Origin of the sequence: Streptomyces sp. NPDC020681 (assembly GCF_044334895.1) — a bacterium.
Lineage (GTDB): Bacteria > Actinomycetota > Actinomycetes > Streptomycetales > Streptomycetaceae > Streptomyces.
The window spans coordinates 83,458-104,876 of the sequence record NZ_JBIRTX010000011.1; the positions used below are offsets into that span (position 1 = coordinate 83,458).

Sequence of the window (21,419 nt, forward strand, 5' to 3'; positions counted from 1 at the left end):
TTCTCCCAGACGTCGTCCGTTCCGTCCTCACGTGTGCCGGTGCCGAGCATGAAGTCCGTGTGGGCGCCGTCCCGGTTGACAGACGCCGACGGGACCAGCAGGGGACCGCCGGACTGGAAGAACGTCGGATGAGCCGACGGCATGCCGAGCAGCTTGGGCAGTTTGCCGGGCTTCATGACGATGACGATCGGGTCGCTCTGGTTGCGGTGCGCCAGAACGGGGTCGAAGTGGAGGAGCAGGTAGGCGAGTTCATCGTCCGTGACGAAGAACGTCTGTGTGCCGAGGCTGCCGTCCGGGCCGGGGGCCGTGGCCGGCACCACCACCGGGATGAGGCCGTCGTCCCTCCGCTCGCCGTACAGGACGAGGGCCTGCGGCCTCCGGACCTTCGCCGTCGACTCGGGCTCATTGCTGTTACGGAGGTCCGGGACAGCCTTGAGGTAGTCCAGCCAGGGAGCCTGGGCGGGCACCCAGTTGCCGTCGGCATCGCGCTTGGCCGAGGCCCAGGCGTCGATGGTCGGATGCTGATCCGCGCCCAGCGACCGGCCGGTGAGGTCCCAGCGAACGGTGGTGCTCTCGGAGCTATCCTCGGCCTCCTTGCCGAGTCGGGCCATGGACTGGTCGAAGTAGGCGTGGAAGCCCGACTCCCACACATGCAGGGCGCGAAGTTCGGTCATGCCGACCGGAATGCGCCGGAAGTACGCCTTGGTGAGGAGCCGTAGCAACTGCTCTCGTTGGTCGGGCCCCCACGTGGCGTTCGGATCGAGATGAAGGACTTGGTGCCCGAACAGCCACTCCACGTCGTCGGCCTGCCACACCGCCAGCTGCCGGTGGGCTTCGGCCAGGGCCCACAGGCCGCGCATCGTGACGAGGGTGTTGTGCTCCGGTCCGCCCGCCCGCGGCAGCGAGCTGGTGGCGCCCGCTCCGTCGCGGCGCAGCGTGTGGTGCCCGGCGGCGTCGAGGAGGTCCGACCGTACGCCGGCGGCCTGCGCATATGGCGCCAACTGATTGATGGCCAGCCTGGCTATTTGCTCCAGATCCGGTGTGATCTCGGAGATGTGTATGGGCCGCTCGTCCGCGATGCGCCCGATTTCGTGAAGATAGTCCTCGGGTGTGAGGTCTTCCTTCCCGGAGCGGATCCTGACGGCGTAGTCCAGCATCTCGATACGGAAGTCCGGCGACAGCATGGACACGGAGAAGTGCTCGCCGACCACGAGCACCGTTCTGACGACCCCACGCAAGACCCGGTGGTAATTCGCCTTGGCCTCGACGCTGTCCTCGATGCCGTTCTCCGGCCCGAAGCCGATCCGCAGGCGTACGGCGCGGATCGCGCGCAGTACGAGGTCCTGATCCTGGAGGGTTCCCAACATGCCGAGGCTGCGCGCGAGTTCGAAGAGCTTCTCCCGTGTGGGTTCCGGCCGGAACTCCACGAAATCGGTCATCTGCCCGGGCAGATTCACCCACGCGGGGCCCTTGTCGGTGATGCCCGAGAAGCCGTGCCGGCCATGGATCGTGTGCTGGGCCGCGTTGGCCACCCACTGCCCGGGCGGCTGGGCGCTGTTGGCGAGCGCGTCGTCGACCTGCTCGGGGAGCGTCCCGCTCGTCGCGAGGTAGTGCCCCGGATCGTCCGAGCCCGTGGCGGTTCCGCACAACGTGATCTCGACCCGGACGTCCTTCGGAAGATTCTGGAGGTCGTAGGCGCCACCGATGATCTTGCCGGCGGTCTCCGCCGACACCCGTACACGTTCACCGTCGACGAGGAGGAACTCGGCGTAGCCGGGGCCACCGTGACCGGCGATGACGCGGGTGTTCAGATCGAACTGAACCGCCTGCTGCTGCGGGAACTGGGGCTTGCCTTCCGCCAGGACGCCGAGCTGGGCCTGCTGATGGTGGAGCATCAGCCGCAGGAGGCGACGCCGCCTGTCGGTCGGGGCGTAGTCGCGCAGAGGCGTACCCGTCTCGGACGCCTGGATATTCAGGCTCGCGATCTGGTACCGCTTGAAGGCGCGGTTGCCGCCGATGGAGCGGAACTCGTCGTTGGCGCCGTACCCTGTCGGGCGGACCGCGGCCGCCGGCGGATCGAAACGGATCACACCGGTGAGCTCCGGGCTCTCGGCCGCGGTGAGCACGATGCCGGTGTATTCCCTGGAGGTGGCCCTGTCCTTGATGGTGGCCAGGGTCGCCGCATGCGTCACGCCGTATGCGGTTCTGTTCCGCAGCGTGGCCGTGGCCCGCGCCGGCCACTGGGAGTTCGCACCGACGAACACCGCCAGGTCGCCCGAGTTCCCCAGGGCCCGCGCGGCGAGGGCGGCCACCTGCTCGTGCGGCATGGGGGCGCCGTTCGGCGCAACGACGAAGCCGTCGTTGTCGATCTCTACGGCGAACACCTTGACGCGCGGTGCGCCGGATTGCGTGTTCCAGGGCGTCCTGCCGACCGGCTGCAGACCCGAGGGGGTGCGGACAAACACCTGCCCGGCCACCAGCGGAGGGATCGGTCCGGCGAAGGGCCGCCAGTCGAATCCGGCGGTTTCGTCCGATTCCCCTGTCGGCAGGGCACGCTTGATCCGGAGGCGGTCGTCGAACAGTTCCTGCACGATGCGCTCGTCGACCGGTTGTGGCGTCGGCAGGTCCGGCGGGGTCTGAACTTGCGCCTGGACGGCGGACGGTGCGGGGCCCCCGGGATTGAGCTCGACCTCTTCGGGGTGCGCGCCGGTGACCGAAAGCACCGGGTCGGTACCGAGGGCGAGCACGGCGGCGAACAAGTCGGTGATCTCGTCGGGCTTCGGGTCGCCGAAGGCGACGGCGGAGTCGAGGTCGCCGTTGTTGCTGTCCGTATCGCTGTACGTGGTGGCGGAGTCCTGGTCCGAGCCGAAGCCGAACTCCGAGCCGAAGTCGCTGCCGGAGTCACCGGTGTCGCTGTCGAACCCGCTCTCGGAGCCGCTCGGGTGGCTCACTGGAGCGGTCGCGAACGAGGTGGGGTTGACCGTCACCAGCGTCGGCTTCTCCGCGTTGCCCAGCTGCGGCTCGCTTTCCGGGTAGGTCCAACTGGCCGAATCCCAGCCATTTTCCGGGGTGAGCATGACGTACGTGTTGGATTGACCGTACGCATGCAACCTGAAGGGGAGCCGGGTGAACTTGGCCTTGTGGGCGGTCTCCTGGGCCACCAACGCCGGGAGGGCCCCAGGATCCTGCATCGCGAGCACGATGGGGTCGTCCTGGTTGCGGAACGCCAGCGTCGGGTCCAAGTGCGCGATCAGATAAGCGACTTCTTCGTCGGTGGCCTCGAGCACCACACCGTCGTCGAGTTCGACCAAGAGGCGCCCATTGGGCAGACGCAAGACGGCCAGGACGAGGTTCTGCGGGGCCAGCTTCGGCGTACCCGACGCCTCTTCCTTGGCGCGCTTCGCGATCTCTTCGGCCATCCATGGGGTGGTGTATCGGAAGCGCGTGAGGCGACCGGGCGGCTCTGAGCCGACGGGGAACTCGTATGCCTCGACGCTGGTGATGCTGCTCAGATCGTCGAGGTACCGGCTGCCGGACAGATTCCAGCGCACCCTGCGGCCGTTCCATGGCGTGCGCTTGGCGTCATTGATCCTCTTGCGATCGAGCTCGGGGCGTGTGCGATGCCAGCCCATTTCCCACAGGTGGAGGGCGCCGAGGGCCCCGACCTTGAGCGGGTCGATACCTACCGCGAGGGCCTTCGTCAGCAGTGTCTCGAACTCGTCGCGGATCGAGTCCCAGGCTGTGTGCTGCGGCTTGTGCAGCGCGTCCTGCGCGAAGCCCAACTGGACAGCGGGTCCCCACTGGTCCAGCCACATCCTGGCGTCCGCCCGCGCCCACAGGGCCCGTTCCTTGGCCTCCCGCCGGTACGTTCTGCTCGCTTCGTCCAGCCCCGGGAACGCGTATCGCGGGACTGACTTGACAGGGTCGGGATCCACCGTGGTCGTGGCTCCTGCTTGCACCACTGAGTACGCGTACGCCGACACATCGAGGAGCGTCAGCGGCTGGTCCAGCGGCCGCTGGCGCTGCAGAGCGAAGATGCGGCCGAGCGCCAACCGGTAATGCTGCGGCGTCGGGTCCACACCTTGGCTCTGGTGCCGCGCCAAGTGGTCCCACAGCTCCATGCGGAACGGAACCTTGTGCTCATTGACAGATACCTGGTCGACAGCCCAGCCGGCCTCGAGCAAGTCCAGGAAGTCGGGACTGGCCTCGATCTCGGAACCGAACTTGAGCCGCAGCGCTCGTACCAGTCGCAGGACACGTTGGCGGGGCTCAGGGACTTGCACAGCGGACATGTCGGCGCCCAAACGCGCCGCATAGGACTCGAGTTCCGCCGGTGTGGGTTCCGGACGGTACCTGACGTTCTCGGACTTCACCTTGCCGGGCAGGCCGAGGAAGCCGATGCCCTTGTCGGTGGGACCTGACATGAGGGTGCTGGCAGTGACGGTCCGACGGAACCTGTTGGCGGCGCGCTGGCCGCGGGGGATTCCCTTGTCGGACAGCGGATCCAGGGCGCGCGCGGGCAGCATGCCGCTGTGCTCGTAGTACGGCTCGTCGGTGCTGGCGCTGTATGCGCTGAGGCAGTTGTCGAGGAGGATCTCGGTGCCCGGGGGTGCGTTGCGCACCTCAGGCAGGGCAGCCAGGATGTCGATGGCGACATCCTCGGTCACCGTCACGTGCCTGCCCTCGATGTCGAAGGTGACACCGTCGGGGCCGCCGTGGATCGCGATGAGCTGCTGGAGGGCGGAGGGCCGCTGGATCTGCTCTCCTCGGCGCAAGTACTTGGGGCCGCCCTCGAGTTTCATGCCGTACAGGGAGATGCTCTGGTCGAGGTAGTGCTGGTAGGCCCTGCGGCGGTCGTCCGTGGGGTCGAAGATGATCCCCGGCCGTTTGGCCCCGTCGGCCGAAGAGCTCACCAGGGCATACGAGTTGAGGATCTGTCGCAGGGTGAACCGGTGCTGTCCGTCACGGGAGAAGTAGATCCGGCCCTCGTCGACGGCCGTCTCCGGCGTGAAGTCCGGGTTGGTGCGGACGAACCCGCCGATGGGCATGTCCAGGCTCGGATGGTGGTTGTAGGCCGCCACACGCATCCACTGCGGGTTGCCTTGTTCGTCGTAACCCACCTCAAGGCCGCCGTCCTGGGTGGTGGCGAAGTTGTGGTGGAAGAGCTTCTTGGCGGTCTCCCGCTGCGGGCCCCGGGAGTTGGGACCCAGGAAGACCACTCGGGCCTGTCCGAGCGAGAGCCGGTTGGGATCCATGAAGATGGCGTCGGCGACAGCCGATGGGTCGACCAGCCTGCCCTCCGGGTTGGCCGCCGTGCGGCTGCCCGGGAGCACCATGTATCCGTCGTCGGTGAACTCGCCCACGATGAGATAGAGCTGTTCGTTGCTCCAGGGCGCCTGCAGCACATTCCTGATCGACGGCACCGGATTTTCACCGGCCGGTACGTCATAGACGTAGAGGAGCGACGTGTCGACCGGCAGGCCGTGGACCGAGCGGAACGGTGTCCAGTCGTACCCGGCGAACCGGCCCTGGGCGTCCTTGAAGGCGAACCTCTCGTCGTACAGCGCTTGGTGCAGCTCGTCCATGTCGATCGCCGGCGGGGCCGGCCGCGGTGCCGTCGGACGGAGCCGGTCGGGCGCCGGCGCGGCTTGCAGGGCAGCGCTGCCGCTTGGGTTGTACGTCGCGAGGTCGGGCACTTGTGAGGGGTCGAGGGGCGCGCCGGGTGCGAGCTTGTCCTGGGTGTCGTTGGCGCCGAAGGTGGAGCCGCTGTCGGAATCGGTGGCGGTCTCGTAGCCACTGTCCTCGCCGGGCTCGGAGCCGGCGGTGGTGCTGACCGGCTCCGAGGAGGGGGCGGACGATGGGGTGTCGGACGGGTTGAGGGACCACTTCGTGGTGTCGCCCGATGTCGGGAGCGCATTCGGTGGCAGGAGCGGATCCGGTATCAGCGCAGTGGCACGCGGACCGAACTCCACCTTTTGCCATACATCGGCCGTTCCGTCCGCATTCTCGCCGTCGGCAAGCTGGTATGAGGCGTCAGGGGTGAGCGAGTGCATCAGACGGGGACCGCTCAGCTGGTAGAACGTCGGATGCCCGAACCTTCCACCGAACAGCAGCGGCAGTTTGCCGGGCTTCATGGCGATGACGAACGGATCGCGCTGATTGCGGTTCGCCAGAACGAGGCTGAAGTCGCGTATCAGGTGGGCGACTTCCTCGTCCGTGGCGTGGAAGGTGCGCCAGGTGGGTTCGGAGATCCGGTCGGGGAAGCTGGTGGGCACGGTCACCGCGATGAGGCCGTTGTCCAGCCGGTGTCCGTACAGGATGAGGGTCTGCGGGGCGAGGCTGTCCGCCGAGCGATCGCTGCTGTGCAGGCTCGGTGGGGGCGTGAGGTAGTCCTTCCACGGCGCCGGCCCGGCCTCCCACGTGCCGTCGGGGCGCTGCCTTCGCACGGACGTGGTGTCGATGGTGAGGGGTTCGCGCGTGCTCAGCGACTGGCCCGTGAGGTCCCAGCGCACGGTGTGGTTGACCCGGTTGCGCTGGGCGTCCTTTGCAGTGAGGTCGAAGCTCGGGGCGAAGTGGTAGTGGAAGCCCGACTCCCAGATGTGAAGGGCGCCCAGTGCCTCCAAGGACATGGGGATGCGCCGGAAGTGCGCCTGGGTGATGAGCCGCAGGAGCCTGGCCTCGTGGACGTCGGGCTCCCACGCCTCGTCCTGAGCGAGGTGCAGGACGGCGGTCCCGATCTGCACGTCGGTGCCTTGGAGTTTCCACTCGGCCAGCTGCCGGTGTGCGTCGGCCAGGGCCCACAGGGCGCGCATGCGGATGAGCTGCTCCCGGTCCCGGCCGGCCCTGGGCAGCGTCGTGGGGTTGCCGCCTTCATCGCGTCGTAGCGTGTGGTGGCCGGCGGCGATGAGGAGTTCGTCCGGAAAGGCGCGTGCATAGTCGGCCACGGCCTGAAGCGGCGGCATGATCTGGGCCAGGGAAGTGTGGTTCTGGACCGTGATGTTCTCAAAGATCCGCAGGTAGTCGTCGGGTGTGGGGTTCTGTGTCTTGGCATGGAGCCGCGCGATGTGGACCAGCATTTCCAGCCGGAGGTCGGGCGACAGGCTGTGCACCGCGGCGTTGCTGCGGACTGCCTGTACCGCTCTGATGACACCTTCCAACACCCTGTGGTATTTCGCCTCGGCCTCGGTGTCGTGCTCGATGCCGTCCTCGATCGCGAAGCCGGTCAGCAGGCGGATCGCGCGGATCGAGCGCAACACGAGTTCCCGGTGCGATGGTCTGTTCTCCAGGCCGAACTTCACCGCCAGCTCGCCGATTGTGGGCTTGCGGGGTTCCGGCCTCCGCTCCATGAGATGGGGCGACTGGCCGGGCACACCCACGTACGCGAAACCCTGGTCGGTGATGCCGGCGAAGCCCTCCGAGGCGAAGACATGATGGCGCGAGCGGTTGGCTGCCCACTGCTGCATCGGCTGGCCGTCGTCGGAGAGCGGGTCGTCGACAGCCTCCGGGATTGTCCCGCTGTGCTTGTAGTAGCGGTTCGGATTGTCCGAGCCCAAGGCGGAGTTGCAGGGGGTGAGAACGATCCGGCTCCCCTTCGGGAGCTCCCGTAGCACGGGCATACCGCCGATGATCAGGCCGGCCGTCTTGGCCGACACCCGCACGGGTTTGCCGTCGACGATGAAGTCGCCGTAGCCCGGGCCGCCGTGTCCGGCGATGTAGCGCGTCTTGAGATCGAAGGAGACCGCCTGCTCCCTGGGGAACTGCAGCTCCCCCTGGGCCAGTACGCCGAGTTGGTCCTTCTTGTGGCGGTAGGCAAACTGGTAGAGGTGCCTCCGCTGCTCCGTGGGGGCGAAGTCGATGAGCGGCGTGCCGGTTTCGGACACCTGGATGTTCAGGAACTCGACCTGATGACGCCTGAACTGCACCTTGCCGCCGATGGATTCAAAGATCTCGTTCTCGTCGACCTTTCTGACGATGCCGCCTGACGGTGCGTCGATGCGGATCACACCGCCGAGCTGAGCATCCGCCGACTCCTCCTTGAGTGCGATGACGGAGTACTCGCGGTTGGAGCTGTCGGCCCGCAGGCTGATGAGGTCGGCCTCATGCGTCATGCCGTAGGCCGGACGTTCCAGGAGAACGGCTGCCGCCCGCTGCGGCCCTTGGGAGTTCGTACCGACGAACACCGGCCAGGCGTCCGACTTGGCCTGGAGCAGGGCCCACCTGGCCAGGGAGGCCACCTGCTCATGTGGCATGGGCTCGCCATTCGGAGCCAGCATGTAGCCGTCACTGTTGTAGGTGCCGACGAAAATCATCACATCGATGGCACCGTGCTCGGTGTTCCAAGGGGTGTTGCCCCTGGGTACCGGGTTCGATCCGGCGGATTGGACGAACAGGGTCTCGGCCGAGAGCGGCGGGGTGTCTCCCGAGGCGCCCGGCCGCCAGTCGAATCCGGCGATCCGGTCCGTCGACCCTCCCCTGACGGCACGTTTGATCTGGGCCGTGACCGTGAGGAAGGGGGCCACGATCTCGCGGTCCACCCAAGGTGGCTCAGACCGTTCCGGCCCGAGCGCGACCGCGCCGGTCTGGGCCGCGGAGGAGCCCCCGGGGTTGAGCACGACCTCTTTGGGGGGCGGGCCGGCAGCCGACGAGTCCGGGCCGGCATCGAAGGCCAGCACGTCGGCGAACAGGTTGGTGGTGCCGCCGGTCTTCGGGCTGCTGAGGTCGAAGTCGGATTCTGAGCCGAGGTCGTCCTTGATGCTGCCCGTATCGCTGTAGGTGGTGTCGGAGTCCGGCTCGGAGCCGATGTCGGAGCCTGAGTCGGTGCCGGAGCTGTCGGACTCGCTCTCGGATCGGTTTTCGTGGCTCGTAGGAGCGGGCGCGAACGCGGTGGGGTTGACCGCCACCAGCGTCGGCCTCTCCGCGTCGCTCAGCTGCGGCTCGCTGTCCGAGAAGCTCCAACTGGCCGAGTCCCAGCCCCTCCGCTCGGTGATCATGGCGGCCGTGTCAGCGCGGGAGTAGGTGTGCAACCTGAAGGGGAGCCGAGTGAACTTGGTCTTGTGGGCGGTCCTCTGGGCGAACAACGCCGGGAGGGCCCCAGGATCCTGCATCGCGAGCACGATGGGGTCGTCCTGGTTGCGGTACGCCAGCGACGGGTCCAAGTGCGCGATCAGATACGCGACTTCTTCGTCGGTGGCCTCGAGCACCACACCGTTGTCGACTTCGACCGCGATGCGTCCGTTGGGCAGGCGCACGGCGGCCAGGACGAGGTTCTGCGGGGCCAGTTTCGGCGTGTGCGACTGTTCTGCTGTGGCGCGCTTCGCCTTCTCTTCGTCCATCCATGGGGTGGTGTATTCGAAGGGTCTGAGGCTATTGGGCAGCTGATCGCCGTCGTCGGGGACCTCGTACGCGACGACGTTGGTGATCCTTCTCATGTTGCCGAAGAACCTCTGGCCGGACAGGTTCCAGCGGATCGTTCTGCCGTCCCATGGCAAACGCGCGCCTTCAACCCTCCTCTTGCTCGCGGCCTCGTCGACCTTGCGATGCCAGCCCATTTCCCAGAGGTGGAGCGCGCCGAGTGCCCCGACCTCGAGCGGGTCGATGCCTACCGCGATGGCTTTCGTCAGCAGAGCCTCGAACTCATCCCGGATGGTGTCCCAGGGCGTGTTCCGCGGCTTGTGCAGCGCGTCTTGCGCGAAGCCGTACTGGACAACGGCTCCCCACTGATCCAGCCACATCCGGGCGTCGGCCCGCGCCCACACGGCTCGTTCCCTGGCCTCCTGCCGTTGAATCACGCTGCCTTCCAGCAGCCCCGGGAACGCGTGGCGCGGGACCGCCTTGAGCGGCTCGGGATCCACCCTGTTCACGGGACCCGGCTGTACCACCGCGTATGCGTACGATGACACCTCGTGCAGCGTCAGAAGCTGGCCCTGCGACTTCTTACTCTGCAGGGTGTGGATGCGGTGGAGCGCAGAGCGGTAATGCGCCGGCGTCGGCTCCACACCTTCGCTGAGGGACCGCGCCAGGTGATTCCACAGCTCCATGCGGAACGGCAGCTGCTGCTCAATGCGGGACACCTGGTCCAGGACCCAGCCGGCCTCGAGCAACTGCGGGAAGTCCAGAATGGTTTCGATCTCGGAGCCGAACTTGAGCCGCAGCGCTCGTACCAGACGCAAGACATGGCGGCGGGATACGGCTGCGTGCTCGGGGGACATGTCGGCGCCCAAATACCCCGCATAGATGTCGAGTTGCGCTCGAGTGGGTTCCGGGAGGTACCTGACGCGCTCGGACTTCTCCTGGCCGGGCAGGCCGAGGAAGCCGATGCCCTTGTTCGTGGGGCCGGACAGCAGAGTGCTTGCGGTGACCGCGCGATTGAACTTGTTGGCGGCGCGCTGGCCGAAGGGAATCCCACTGTCGGCCAGCGGGTCGAGGGCGCGCGCGGGCAGCATGCCGCTGTGCTCGTAGTACGGCTCGTGGGGGTTGAAGCTGTAGGCGCTGAGGCAGTTGTCGAGGAGGATCTCGGTGCCCGGGGGTGCGTTGCGCACCTCAGGCAGGTCGGCCAGGATGTCGACGGCGACGTCCTGGGGCACCGTCACATGTACGCCCTCGACCTCGAAGGTGACACCCTCGGGACCGCCGTGGATCGCGATGACCTGCTGGAGCGCGGAAGGCTGCTCGAGCGGCAGCCCTCGGGCCAAGTACTTGGGACCGCCCTCGAGTTCCATGCCGTACAGAGTTTGGCTCTGGTCGAGGTAGCCCTCGTACGCTCTGCGGCGGTCAGGAGTGGGGTCGAAGACGACCGCCGGCCGTTTGAAGCGGCGCTCCGGCGGCAGGGTCTCGTCGACAGCCGTCGAGTCGACAGCCGTCGAGTTGACCAGGGCGTACGACTTGAGGATCTGTCGCAGGGTGAACCGGTGCTTGCCGTCCTTGGAGGTGTAGAGCCGGGCTTCGTCGGCGACCGTTTCCGGCGTGAAGTCCGGGTTGGTGCGGACGAATCCGCCGAGGGGCATGTCCAGGTTCCGGTGGTGGTTGTAGGCCGTGATGCGCAGCCCGACCAGCTCGCCCTGTTCGTTGTAGCCAAACTCCAAACCGCCGTCCTGGGTGGACGCAAAGTTGTGGGCGTTGAGGCTCTTGGCGGTCTCCCGCCGTGGCACCTGGGAGTTGGGACCCACGAAAACCACTCGAGCATTCGGGGGCCGGTTGGGATCCATGCGGATTGCTTGGGCGACATCCGAGGCACGGACGAGCCTGCCGTCCAGATTGTCGTACGTCCGGCTGCCCGGGAGCACCATGTATCCGTCGTCGGTGAATTCGGCCGCGATGAGATAGAGCTGTTCGTTGCTCCAGGGTGCCTTCAGCACATTGCGGAACTCAGACTCCGGATCAGGGCCTTCCGGGACGTCGTAGACGTAGAGGAGCGACGAGTCGACCGGCAGCTGATGGAACGAGCCGGACGGTGTCCAGTCGTGTCCGGCGAACCGGCCGTGCTGGTCTTTGAACGCGGAGGCGCCATCGTGCAGCAGCCGGTGGAGCTCGACCGTGTCGATCGGAGGCGGGGCCTGCCGCCGTGTGGCGGGCTTGAGCGGGGGAGGCTCAGACGCCTGGACCTGGGCGGGCCGACGGCGAGGAGGGTTGAACGTCGCGAGGTCGGGCACTTGCGAGGGGTCGAGGCGGGCGCCGGGCGCGAGCTTGTCCCGGGCGGACTCGCTCTCGGAGCGGCTCTGGTGGCTCGCGGGAGCGGGCGCGAACGCGGTGCTGCGGTTGACCGCCACCAGCGTCGGCTTCTCCGCGTCGCTCAGCTGCGGCTCGGTGGCGGGGAGGGTCCAATGCTTAGTCTTCCAGCCCGCCGCCCTTGTCACCATGTAGTGGCTGTCTACGTCGTACTGCGTGGCGAACCTGAGGGGGTCATCCGTGTAGTTGATCTCGTGGCCGGTCTTCATGACGAGCTTGTCGGGGAGATCCCCTGGGTTGTGCATCGCGACGACGATGGGGTCGTCCAGATTGCGGTTGGCCAGCGTCTTGTCGAGGTCCCCGACCAGAAACGCGACTTCGGCGGTGGTCGCCTCGACCTCCTCCCCGGGGGCCACTTCGACCGGGATGCGCCCGTTGGCCAAGCGCACGCCGGCCAGGACGAGGTTTTGCCGTGACAATTTTGGCGTGCGCGAAGGAGGAGTGTCCACGGCTGCATTCGCGGCGCCTGGCTCGGGCATCCACGGAGGTCTGTACGCGTACGGCTTGAGGTTTGAGGGCGGCGCCGCGATGTTGGGGGGGGCGAATGCCTTGGAACTGATGATGCCGGTCACGCCGCCGGGAACGAGTCTCTGAGGGGACAGGTTCCAGCGCACCCCGTGGCTGCCGCCCACGGTTTTGAGCTTGCGGTCGTCCCGCCTCATGTTGGGGACTTTGGTCCGGCTCGTGTGCCAGCCCCTTTCCCAGATGTCGAGGGCGCCGAGTGCCCCTTCTTCCGCCGGGTCGATGCCTGCTGCGATGGCTTTCGTCACCAGTGTCTCGAACCGGGACTGAAGGTCCGGGCTCCAAGGGGTGGACTTGTCCGCATGCAGCACGTCATGCGCCCAGCCGTACTGGTGGATGAGGTTTCCCCAGTGCTGTATGCGCATCCGGGCATCAGCCCGCGCCCATACGACACGCTGCACCGCTTCCCACTGGTAATCCGAACTGTCTTCCCGTAGTCCCGGGAACGCGTAACGCGGGACCGCGCTGAGCAGCGCAGGGTCACCGGGGGTCTGCTGGTCCGAGTTCACCACGTCCTGCGCGAACGGTGACACCTCGTCAAGCTGCAGGTACTCGCCCCGCGGCTTATTCTGCTGCAACGTGTGGATGTGATGAAGCGCCCCGCGGTAGTCCTCCGGCGCCATGTGCGTGAAGTCGCCGTCGGACTGGACGCTGCGGTATCGCGTGAGGTGGTCCCACATGTCCATGCGGAACGGCACATTTCGGGGGCGCCTGTTGGATGATTCGACGCGTGTGCGGGACACGACGTCGAGGGTCCACAGCGCTTCGAGCAACAGTCGGAAGTCGGGACTGCTGTCGATCGCGGGCCCGAGCTTGAGGCGCAGCGCTCGTACCAGGCGCAAGACCTTCCTGCGGGATGTATAGACCTCCGAGGCGGACGCCATGGGGGCGCCGAGATGAGTCGCGTAGGAGTCGAGCGTCGCCGGTGAGGGCTCCGGGTGATAGGTGAGCCGCTTGGACTTCTTCCTGCCGGGCAGCCCGAGGAAGCCGATTCCCTTGTCCGTGGGACCGGACACGAGCTCGGAGGCGGTGAACACGCTCCCGGTCCTATTGGCGACAAGCTGGCCGAGGGGAATCCCGTCGTTGGACAGCGGATCGAGGTGCGGCGCCGGCAGCGTTCCGCTGTGCTCGTAGTACAGCTCGTCGGTGTTGGCGCTGTAGGCGCCGAAGCAGGAGTCGAGGAGGAACTCGGTGCCGGCGGGCGCTCCGAGCACCTGCGGCAGATTCGCGAAGATCTCCGCGGCGACTTCCTTGGACACCAAGACGCGCCGGCCCTCGATCCCGAAGATGACACCCTCGGGACCGCCGTGAACCGCGATGACCTGCTGGAGGCCGGAAGGCTGCTCGAGTGGCCGTCCTCGGGTCACATACTTGGGACCGCCCTCGAGTTCTACGCCGTACAGAGTTTCGCTCTGGTCGAGGTAGCCCTCGTAGGCTCGGCGGCGGTCAGGTGTGGGGTCGATGACGACCGACGGCAGTTTGGTCCCACTGGCCGAAGAGTTGACCAGGGCATACGAGTTGACGAGCTGCCGCAGGGTGAACCGGTGCGTTCCGTCGGCGGATTCAAAGACCCGGTCCAGGTCGGGCTCCGGGGTCGGCGCCAACCTGGGGTTGGTGCGGACGAACCCGCCGATCGGCATGTTCAGGCCCGGGTGGTGGTTGTAGGCCGCGATGTTCAGAAACGGGCGGCCGTTGTCGTCGAAGATCACCTCCAGACCGCCGTCCTGGGTGGAGGCGAAGTTGTGGGAGAAGGAGCGATCGGCGGCCTCCTGCGCCGGACCCAAGGCTCGGGGGCCGACGAAGACCACCCGGGCGTTCGCGGCCCGCAGGGGATCCCGATGGATGGCGCCGACGACATCCGAGTGGTGGACGAGCAGCCCCTCCGGATGTTCGGCAGTACGGCTGGCCGGGAGCACCATGTACCCGTCTTGGTTGAACTCGGCCACGACGAGATAGAGCGGCTCGTTGCCCCAGGGCGCCGTCAGGGCATCGCTGGGGAGAGGCTTCGGAACACCGCTGTCCGAGATGTCATAGATGTAGATGCTTGACGGGTCGACCTGCAGGCGGCCGTACCCGCTGTTCTCTGTCCAGTCGCGTCCGGCGAACCCGCCCAGATAGTCCATGAGCACCAAGTCGGGGTGGTGCAGCAGTGGGTCCAGCTGGTCAGCGGGGATCCGCTCCGGAGCCGGCCGCGCCGCGGTGGGCCTGAGCGGGACGAGCGAGGGATCCTCGGCGGGGGCGTCCCGGGGAGGGTTGAAGGCCGCGAGGGCGGGCACCTGCGAGGGGTCGAGGGGCGCGCCGGGAGCGATCTTGTCCGCGGCAGTGGCAGCTGCGGGGCCGATCCGGGTCTTGGAATCATCGTGCGGCGGACTGTCGGACGGCGTGTCCATATCGCCATACGTGGTGTCGGAACGCACGTCGGAGTCCGACTCCGAGCCGAAGCCGAAGTCAGAGCCGAAGTCGGAGTCATCGGCGGAGCTGTCGGTATCGCCGGCCGAGAGATACTCGTTGTCGTAGCCCGCCGGAGAGGGCGCGAGGGACGTGGGGTGGTTGACGGCAAGGAGCTGCGGCTTCTCATGGGCGGTCAGATGCGACACGTGGCCCGGGTATTCGGTCCAATGCGTCGACTCCCAGCCGGCCCGCTCCGTAATCATCTTGGAAGTCGTGACGTTGTTCTCGGTGTGCATCCTGAACGGACGCTCGGTGAACCTGATCTCGTGGGCACTCATCTTCGCAAGAAGCGCAGGGAGGTCCCCCGGGTCCTCCATCGCGAGGATGATGGGGTCGTCCTGATTGCGGTTGGCCAGCGTCTTGTCGAGGCGCGTGAGCAGATACGCCACCTCGACGTCGGTGGCCGCGAGCCTGTTCCCGCCGCCGACATCAACCGGGATGCGACCGTTGACGCGCTCGGCGGCCAGGACGAGGTTCTGCGTGACCATCTTCTGTGTGCGCGACTCACCTGTCTCGGGCGGGTGCGCGGAGGCAGGAGCGTCAGGTACGCCGTCCATCCATGGAGTCTTGTACTTGAAGACGTCGATGTTCGCCGCGCTCAACTGGACGCCGGCGGGGCTCTCATATGCAGATGTGCTGACAATTCCGCCGGGGAGGTCCTGGCCGGAAACGTTCCAGCGCACCACCGTGGAATCTCGTGTCCGACGAGTGCGGTCCGCGTTCCTGCGTGCCGAGAGGGAGCTGACGCTGGTGTGCCAGCCCATTTCCCACAGGTGGAGGGCGCCGAGTGCCCCGGGCTCGTCCGGATCGATGCCAACCGCGAGGGCCTTGACGAGGAGCTTCTCGAACTCGGCCGCGAGTTCCGCGGTCCACTGAGTGTTCCGGTTCACGTGCAGGACGTCATGCGCCCAGCCGTCCCGGTGGATGGAGTCTCCCCACAGGTGCAAGCGGTGACGGGCGTCCGCCTGTGCCCACACGAAGCGATGAGTGGCTTCCTGGATGTATTCCTGGCGGTCCGGCCGCAACCCGTCGAACGCGTGCTTCGGAACCGATTCGACCGGGGTGAGACGAGCGGGGTCCTGCGGTCCCGGGTTGAGCACTCGGTGCGCGTAGGGCGACACGTCGACAAGTGTCAGTCTCGCGCCCGGCGGCTTCTGCTGCAGCAACGTGTGGACGTCCTGCAGCGCGGTGCGGTAGTCGTCAGGCGTCGGGTTCTTGACGTTGGTGCGGAACCGCGTGAAGTGGTCCAGCATCTCGAGGCGGAACGGCAGCACCCAGTTGCCGGTCCGTGTGAGGGACACGTCGTCGAGGATCCAGAGGGCCTGGAGCAGACTCGGAAACTCGGGCTTGAGGTCGATGTCGTGGCCGAACTTGAGCCGCAGCGCTCGTACCAGACGCAGGACACGAACGCGGGAGCCGTGGCTTGCCATGCCTTGTGGCACGGCACCCAGATACTGCGCGTAGGCGTTCAGGACCGCCTGCGTGGGCTCCGGAGAATAGGTGACCCGCTCGGAGCGCGGTTTGCCGGGCAGGCCGAGGAAGCCGATGCCCTTGTCCGTGGGACCTGACAGGAGAGTCGTGGCGGTGAGCGTGCGCCCGGCCCTGTTGGCGGCGAGCTGACCGAGAGCGATGCCTTCGTCGTCCAGCGGATCGAGGGCGGCCTGCGGAAGCACGCCGCTGTGCTCGTAGTAAGGCTCCGCGGTGTTGGCGGCGTAGCCGCTGAGGCAGGAGTCAAGGCGGATCTCGGCGCCCGGGGGCGCGTTGAGCACCTCCGGCAGGTCCGCGATGATCTCGGCGGCGACGGCCTTGGACACCATGACATGCCGGCCCTCGACCTCGAAGGCGACACCTTCCGGTCCGCCATGGATCGCGATGACCTGCTGGACGGCGGAGCGCTGCCCCGACAGCGGTTCCTTGTCCATGTACTCCGGACGGCCCTCGGACTGGATTCCGAGCAGAGCGACGCTCTGGTCGAGGTAGTGCACGTAGGCTCGGCGGCGGTCGACGGTCGGATTGAGGACGACCGCCGGCCGTGTGGTCCCGTCGGCCGAAGAGGGCACCCGCGCGTACGACTTGACGATCTGCCGTAGGGAGAACCGGTGTGTGCCGTCGGAGGAGGTGTAGACCTTGTCCAGGTCCGGCTCGATGCGCGGAGCGGCCGGGCTGGTGCGAATGAAACCGCCGATGGGCCAGTTCAGGCCCGGGTGGTGGTTGTACGCCGTGACTTGCAGCGACTGCGCGAGACCGTCGGCGTTGCGGGTCACCGTGAGGCCGCCGTCCTGGGTGGAGCCCCAGGTGTGGGTGCCGAGCTCGTTGGCGGTCCGCTGCTGTGCGATGTGGGAGTTGCGGCCGGCGAAGATCACGCGGGCGTTCGGTGGCATGTTGGGGTCAAGGAGGACGGCTTGAGCGACATCCGAGGGGTGGACCAGCAGGCCCGCCGGATTCTCGTCCGTGCGGCTGCCCGGCAGCACCATGTTCCCGTCATCGTTGAAATCACCCGCGATGACATAGGGCGATTCATGGCTCCACGGAGCAGTCAGCGGAGTTGGCGGGCTGCCCAGCTGAAGGCCGTCCGGAGCGATGTCGTACACGAAGATGTTCGTCGGGTCGACCTGCGCCCCGAAATAGTCGCCATCTGACGTCCAGTCGCGTCCGGCGAACAGGTTCAGGGTGCTCGTGAGCGCGAAATGGTTGTTGTGCAGCAGCCGGTGCAGCGCCACTGGGTCGAACCGTTCCGGAGCCGGCGGCGGTCCGCTGACCGTGAGCGGGGGGCCTACGTTGAAGGGGGCGTCGGCGACACGAACCCCCGGGTTGTATGCCGCGAGGGTGGGGAGCTCCGAGGGGTCGAGCGGCGCACGGGGTGCGAGCTTGCCGACGGTGGCGGCGGCCGTGCTGGTGGGGACTTCGAACTCGCCGCTGGTCGCGATACGGCCCATGGGGCCGGGGAGTTCATCCTCGCCGAATACGGAGCTGGTGTCGGAACCTGAGTCGGTGGCGGACTCGTAGCCACTGTCCTCGGCAGCTTCGCGGGTGCGCTTGCCGGGCAGGGAACTGGTCGTGGGCAGGGACGAGCCCGTGGGTGCGGCGAAACCGGCCGGGGTGGCGGTGCGGTAGCCGGAGCCGTCGTGGATGAGAGCGGCGTGGGGGAGCGGGTCGGAGCCGAACTTGACCTCGGCGGTGGCGCCGGTGGTGGGGTCGGTGCTGACCAGGCTGAGGGTGACGTTGTGCGTGCGGGAGGCGACGGATGCGGCCGTGGTGGCGAGGAGTTGAGGGAGCTCGGCCAGGGCGGGCTCGGGGGTCTGGTCTTCGGCACCGGGAGTCTGGCCGGCGGTGGGGGTGCTGGTCGTCGGGAGGTTTGCCGCGCTCGCGAGGAGGTCGGTGAAGAGCGCGACGGGAGTGATGGTGGTGCTGGCGCGCGGGATACGTCCGTTGCCGATGAGCTCCGCCTCAAGGCGGTGGCTCTCTGTGATGGAGCCGGACGTGGCGAGGCGGTCGGCCTGGTCGACGGGGAGCGTGGTGAGGAGGGGATGGGTGAGCGGAAGGTCGGCCGCCGTGACGTTCTGGGTGAGCCAGTCGATGAATTCTTCCGGGTCGGCGGGAACGCCCAGATTGAGCTGGGGGGAGTTGAGGGTGTTGGCCCAGGCCTGCGCCGGAGCGTGCAGCGGGTTGGTGCGGGGAGCCGAGCCGGTGTTGGTGGGGACCGTGCTCGCGGTGTCGGTGCTGGTGGTGTCTGCGGTTGTGGGGTCGGCAGTGGTGTCGGGCGTGAGCTCGCTGAGGTCGTAGGGGGTCTCGCCGAACTGCGTCTGACCGTCGTCCTGCGCGCCGCGGTAGGCGTGGGCAGGGTCCGGCGTGGTTGCGGTCTGGGGGAGGTGCTGAGGGCCCGGGTTGCCGCCCGCGCCCGGGGTGTTGAGCGCGGGGTTGTTGCTGCCGGCGGAGTCGCCGGGACCCGTCTCGTTCGGACCGTTATGGCCGAGGGTGTCGTCCGTCGGGCTCGGGTCGCCGAGGTCGATGAGGTCGTTGAAGTTGGTGTCGGACGAGGTGTTGGTGCCGTTGGTGAGTGGTGGCGGTAGCGCGTTGCCGGTATTCGACAGACCGGGGTTGTTGAGGCCGCTGCTGGTCAACCCGCTGTTGGTGAGGGGGGAGTTGGTGAGCGGCGGTGGCAGGGTACTGCTGTTGAGTAGGCCGTTGCCGAGCGGGCCGCCGGTGAGGTCGAGGCCGTTGGGTTCGAGGTCGCCGAGGCCGGTGTTGAACCCGTCGCGGTTCGAGCCGGAACCGTTGAGGTTGCCGCCGGTCGGGTTGTTCACCAGGGAGTTGACGTTGGGCGGCAGGCCGTCGAGCAGACCGTTGTCGATGAGGCCGGTGGTGCGCGGGTCGGTGGTGCTGGGGCCGACGTTGTTGTTGTCGGTGGTGGAGTAGGGCGGCGGCAGGGTGCTGCCGGTGTTGAAGGGGGTGTCGAACGTGGAGTTGTCCGGCGGGGTGTCGAGGTCGCCGCCGGTGCCATGCACGTTGTACGGGTTCGAACCGACGGTGTTGGCGTTCGAGACGAAGCCGTTGCCGTCCGGGTTGAAATCCGGGCCCGGGTTGAAGTCGTTGCCGATGAGGTTGTTGCCGTTGACGTCGGTGGTGTTGGTGGCGGTGTAGGAGGGTGGCGGCGGTGAGTAGGGCGGTACGGGGTCGAAGTCCGCGGACTGGGTGTCGGTGCGTGTGTCGTTGATGGTGTTGTTGGTGGTGATGGAGTTGGAGTTGGAGTCGGGTTTCGGGGTGTTGTTGAGATCGCTGAAGCTGAAGTCGGGGCGGGGGGCGAAGAACTTCTTGTATATGGCGAAACCGCCGGCGGCGCCGGCGCCGAAGACGACGACCTCGGTGGAGGCGCTGACCGCCGCGCCGAACATCTCGTCGGCCTCGAACTCCCACTTGCCGTCGTACAACCCGTTGACGAGGTAGCCGGCGGTGGGTTCAGCGATGGTTTCGCCGGGGATCTGGGTGAAGTCGTTGACGAAGTCGGCGGCGAACTTGTTGTCGAAGAGCGGCTTGAAAATGGTCTTGAGGGCGCCGGCGAGGCCGGCGCCGATGCCACCTGCGAGGAATCCGGCGAAGAGACCGAGGGTGAAGGACTTGGCGATGTCGATGCCGTCGATGGACTTCGGGCGGGCCCGGCCGGTGTTCAGGTTCTGCTGCGCGATCTGCGTGAACAGTGCGGTGAACGCTTCCTGCAGGCCCTGCTCGAGCGCGGGAGTCACCTGGGCGCGGCTGAGCATGAGGTAAATGGTGAGCAGCATGGCAAGGCGGGTGCGCATCTTCAGGAGCAGGATCTCCGTGGCGGACGCGCCACCAGTGAACGCCAGAAGAGACATCAGAAAGGCGAGCTCGATCTGGAAGACGATCACTTCCGCGATGAGCTGCCACTTCGAGTTCTGCACATTGAGTGACTGTTGGACCTGGCCGTCGCCAGCCCGCGTCAGGTTCGACCTGAACTGCTCGATGCGGTTGATCAGGCCGCCCTCGCCGGTCAACTGGCCGATCACGCGCTCATAGTTGGCGTACGCCTCGGCCGGCAACCCGTACTTGATCTTGCCGTTCGCATCCTTCATCTTCCCGGCGAGCTCAAGCAGTCCGAACGAGGCGTCCAGCATGACACCACTGGCTTCGTAGGCCATCGTCTCGCTGGCCTTCGGAAACCTCTGGCCCACCAGGGTGAAGACCAGGTCGTCTTCTTCCTTGGTGGGCGTGATGTCGCCCGGTATGGAGCCGTTCTCGGAGCCGCCGCCTTTGCCGCTGCCGATTACGCCTTTGCCACCGCTACCGCTACTTGCGGCCATTTTTTGCCTCGTACGGGTTGAAATTCTCGGTGTAATTGCGGCTCTCGTCGATCGCCTGCACGTGCCCTTGCTGCGTGTTCTCCAGCTCCTTGCCGGCCAGCGTGACCGGATCGTGGGCGGCGACGAGCACCTTGATGAGAGCGAGGTAGGTCTCGATCAGGTCTTTGAACATCGCATCCGACGGGACTCCCACTTCGTAGGAGAATTCATCCCGATCGGCCTCGCCGCTCGGCATGTGCCAGAACTTGTAAATGTTCATCAGCTTCTCGAAGTCCGTGCCGAGCGCTGCGGCGTAGTTCGCGAGCTCGACGAGAACTTTCGCCGCCACGACCAGCTCGTGCTGATCCGCTTCGAAATTGCCGTTGCTAACCATCCCGGCCCCTCCGGCCCTTCTTGCTGGACCGATCCTTGGCGGAACTCTGTTCCGCACCCAGCTGCGATGCCGACGGTTCGTCGTCCTCGTGGATTTCGTCATGCAGCCGACTGCCTGCGTTCTTCGATGCGCCGCCCTTGGCTGTCTCCTCCAACGGGCCGAATATGCCGTCCCAGTTAATACGGTCACTGATCCCCGGAAGTTCAGTGATCTCATCGGCGATCGGCTTGTACGCGTCGATGACCTGCTGTGCCTGCCGGCTGCGCGCGTTACCAATCGCCTCGAGTACGGAGTCCGCAAGCTGATTCGCGCTCATGGTGCGGTACTTGTTCTCCAGGAAGCGGATCTTCAACAGATCGCCGCGTGCGCCCACTTCCACTTCCACGCTTCGATCGCGCGAACGGACCTTCGACGACGTCGCGTGCATCCGCGACTCGACCTTTTCGATCGCCGCCTGGGTCTCCTCGAGCGCGGCCCTTGCCTGCTCGATCTGCTTGAGGACGGAATCCCTGTCCATGGGCTGTGTCATC

Annotated in this window: 3 protein-coding genes (1 of these 3 running past the window's edge); all 3 read right to left on the reverse strand. The window is 66.9% G+C overall.

The genetic code is table 11. The annotated features are described in order from the left end of the window. Tightly spaced (each overlapping or abutting the next), the 3 genes in view from ACH4YL_RS25050 to ACH4YL_RS25060 form a layout consistent with a single transcriptional unit that may run on beyond the window. Nucleotides 1-20,516 carry the 5' portion of a hypothetical protein gene (locus ACH4YL_RS25050; RefSeq protein ID WP_398509667.1) on the reverse strand. The gene continues 45,697 nt to the left of window position 1, outside the view, so only the first 20,516 of its 66,213 coding nucleotides appear in the window; its start codon is at nt 20,514-20,516; the stop codon falls past the left edge of the window. Then, the gene (locus ACH4YL_RS25055) at nt 20,503-20,889 is read right to left on the reverse strand and encodes a hypothetical protein (RefSeq protein ID WP_398509668.1); all 387 of its coding nucleotides are present in this window, start codon (nt 20,887-20,889) and stop codon (nt 20,503-20,505) included. The genes ACH4YL_RS25050 and ACH4YL_RS25055 overlap by 14 nt, the downstream gene beginning before the upstream one ends. Further along, nucleotides 20,882-21,418: a YbaB/EbfC family nucleoid-associated protein gene (locus tag ACH4YL_RS25060; RefSeq protein WP_398509669.1), complete on the reverse strand. Its 537-nt coding sequence runs from the start codon at nt 21,416-21,418 to the stop codon at nt 20,882-20,884. Before ACH4YL_RS25060 ends, ACH4YL_RS25055 begins: the two co-directional genes overlap by 8 nt. Between the last annotated feature and the right edge of the window lies 1 nt (nt 21,419).

Coding starts and splice junctions, on each gene's coding strand:
- ACH4YL_RS25055 (WP_398509668.1), bottom strand. CDS start 20,889: ATGGTTAGCAACGGCAATTTCGAAGCGGATCAGCACGAGCTGGTCGTG.
- ACH4YL_RS25060 (WP_398509669.1), bottom strand. CDS start 21,418: ATGACACAGCCCATGGACAGGGATTCCGTCCTCAAGCAGATCGAGCAG.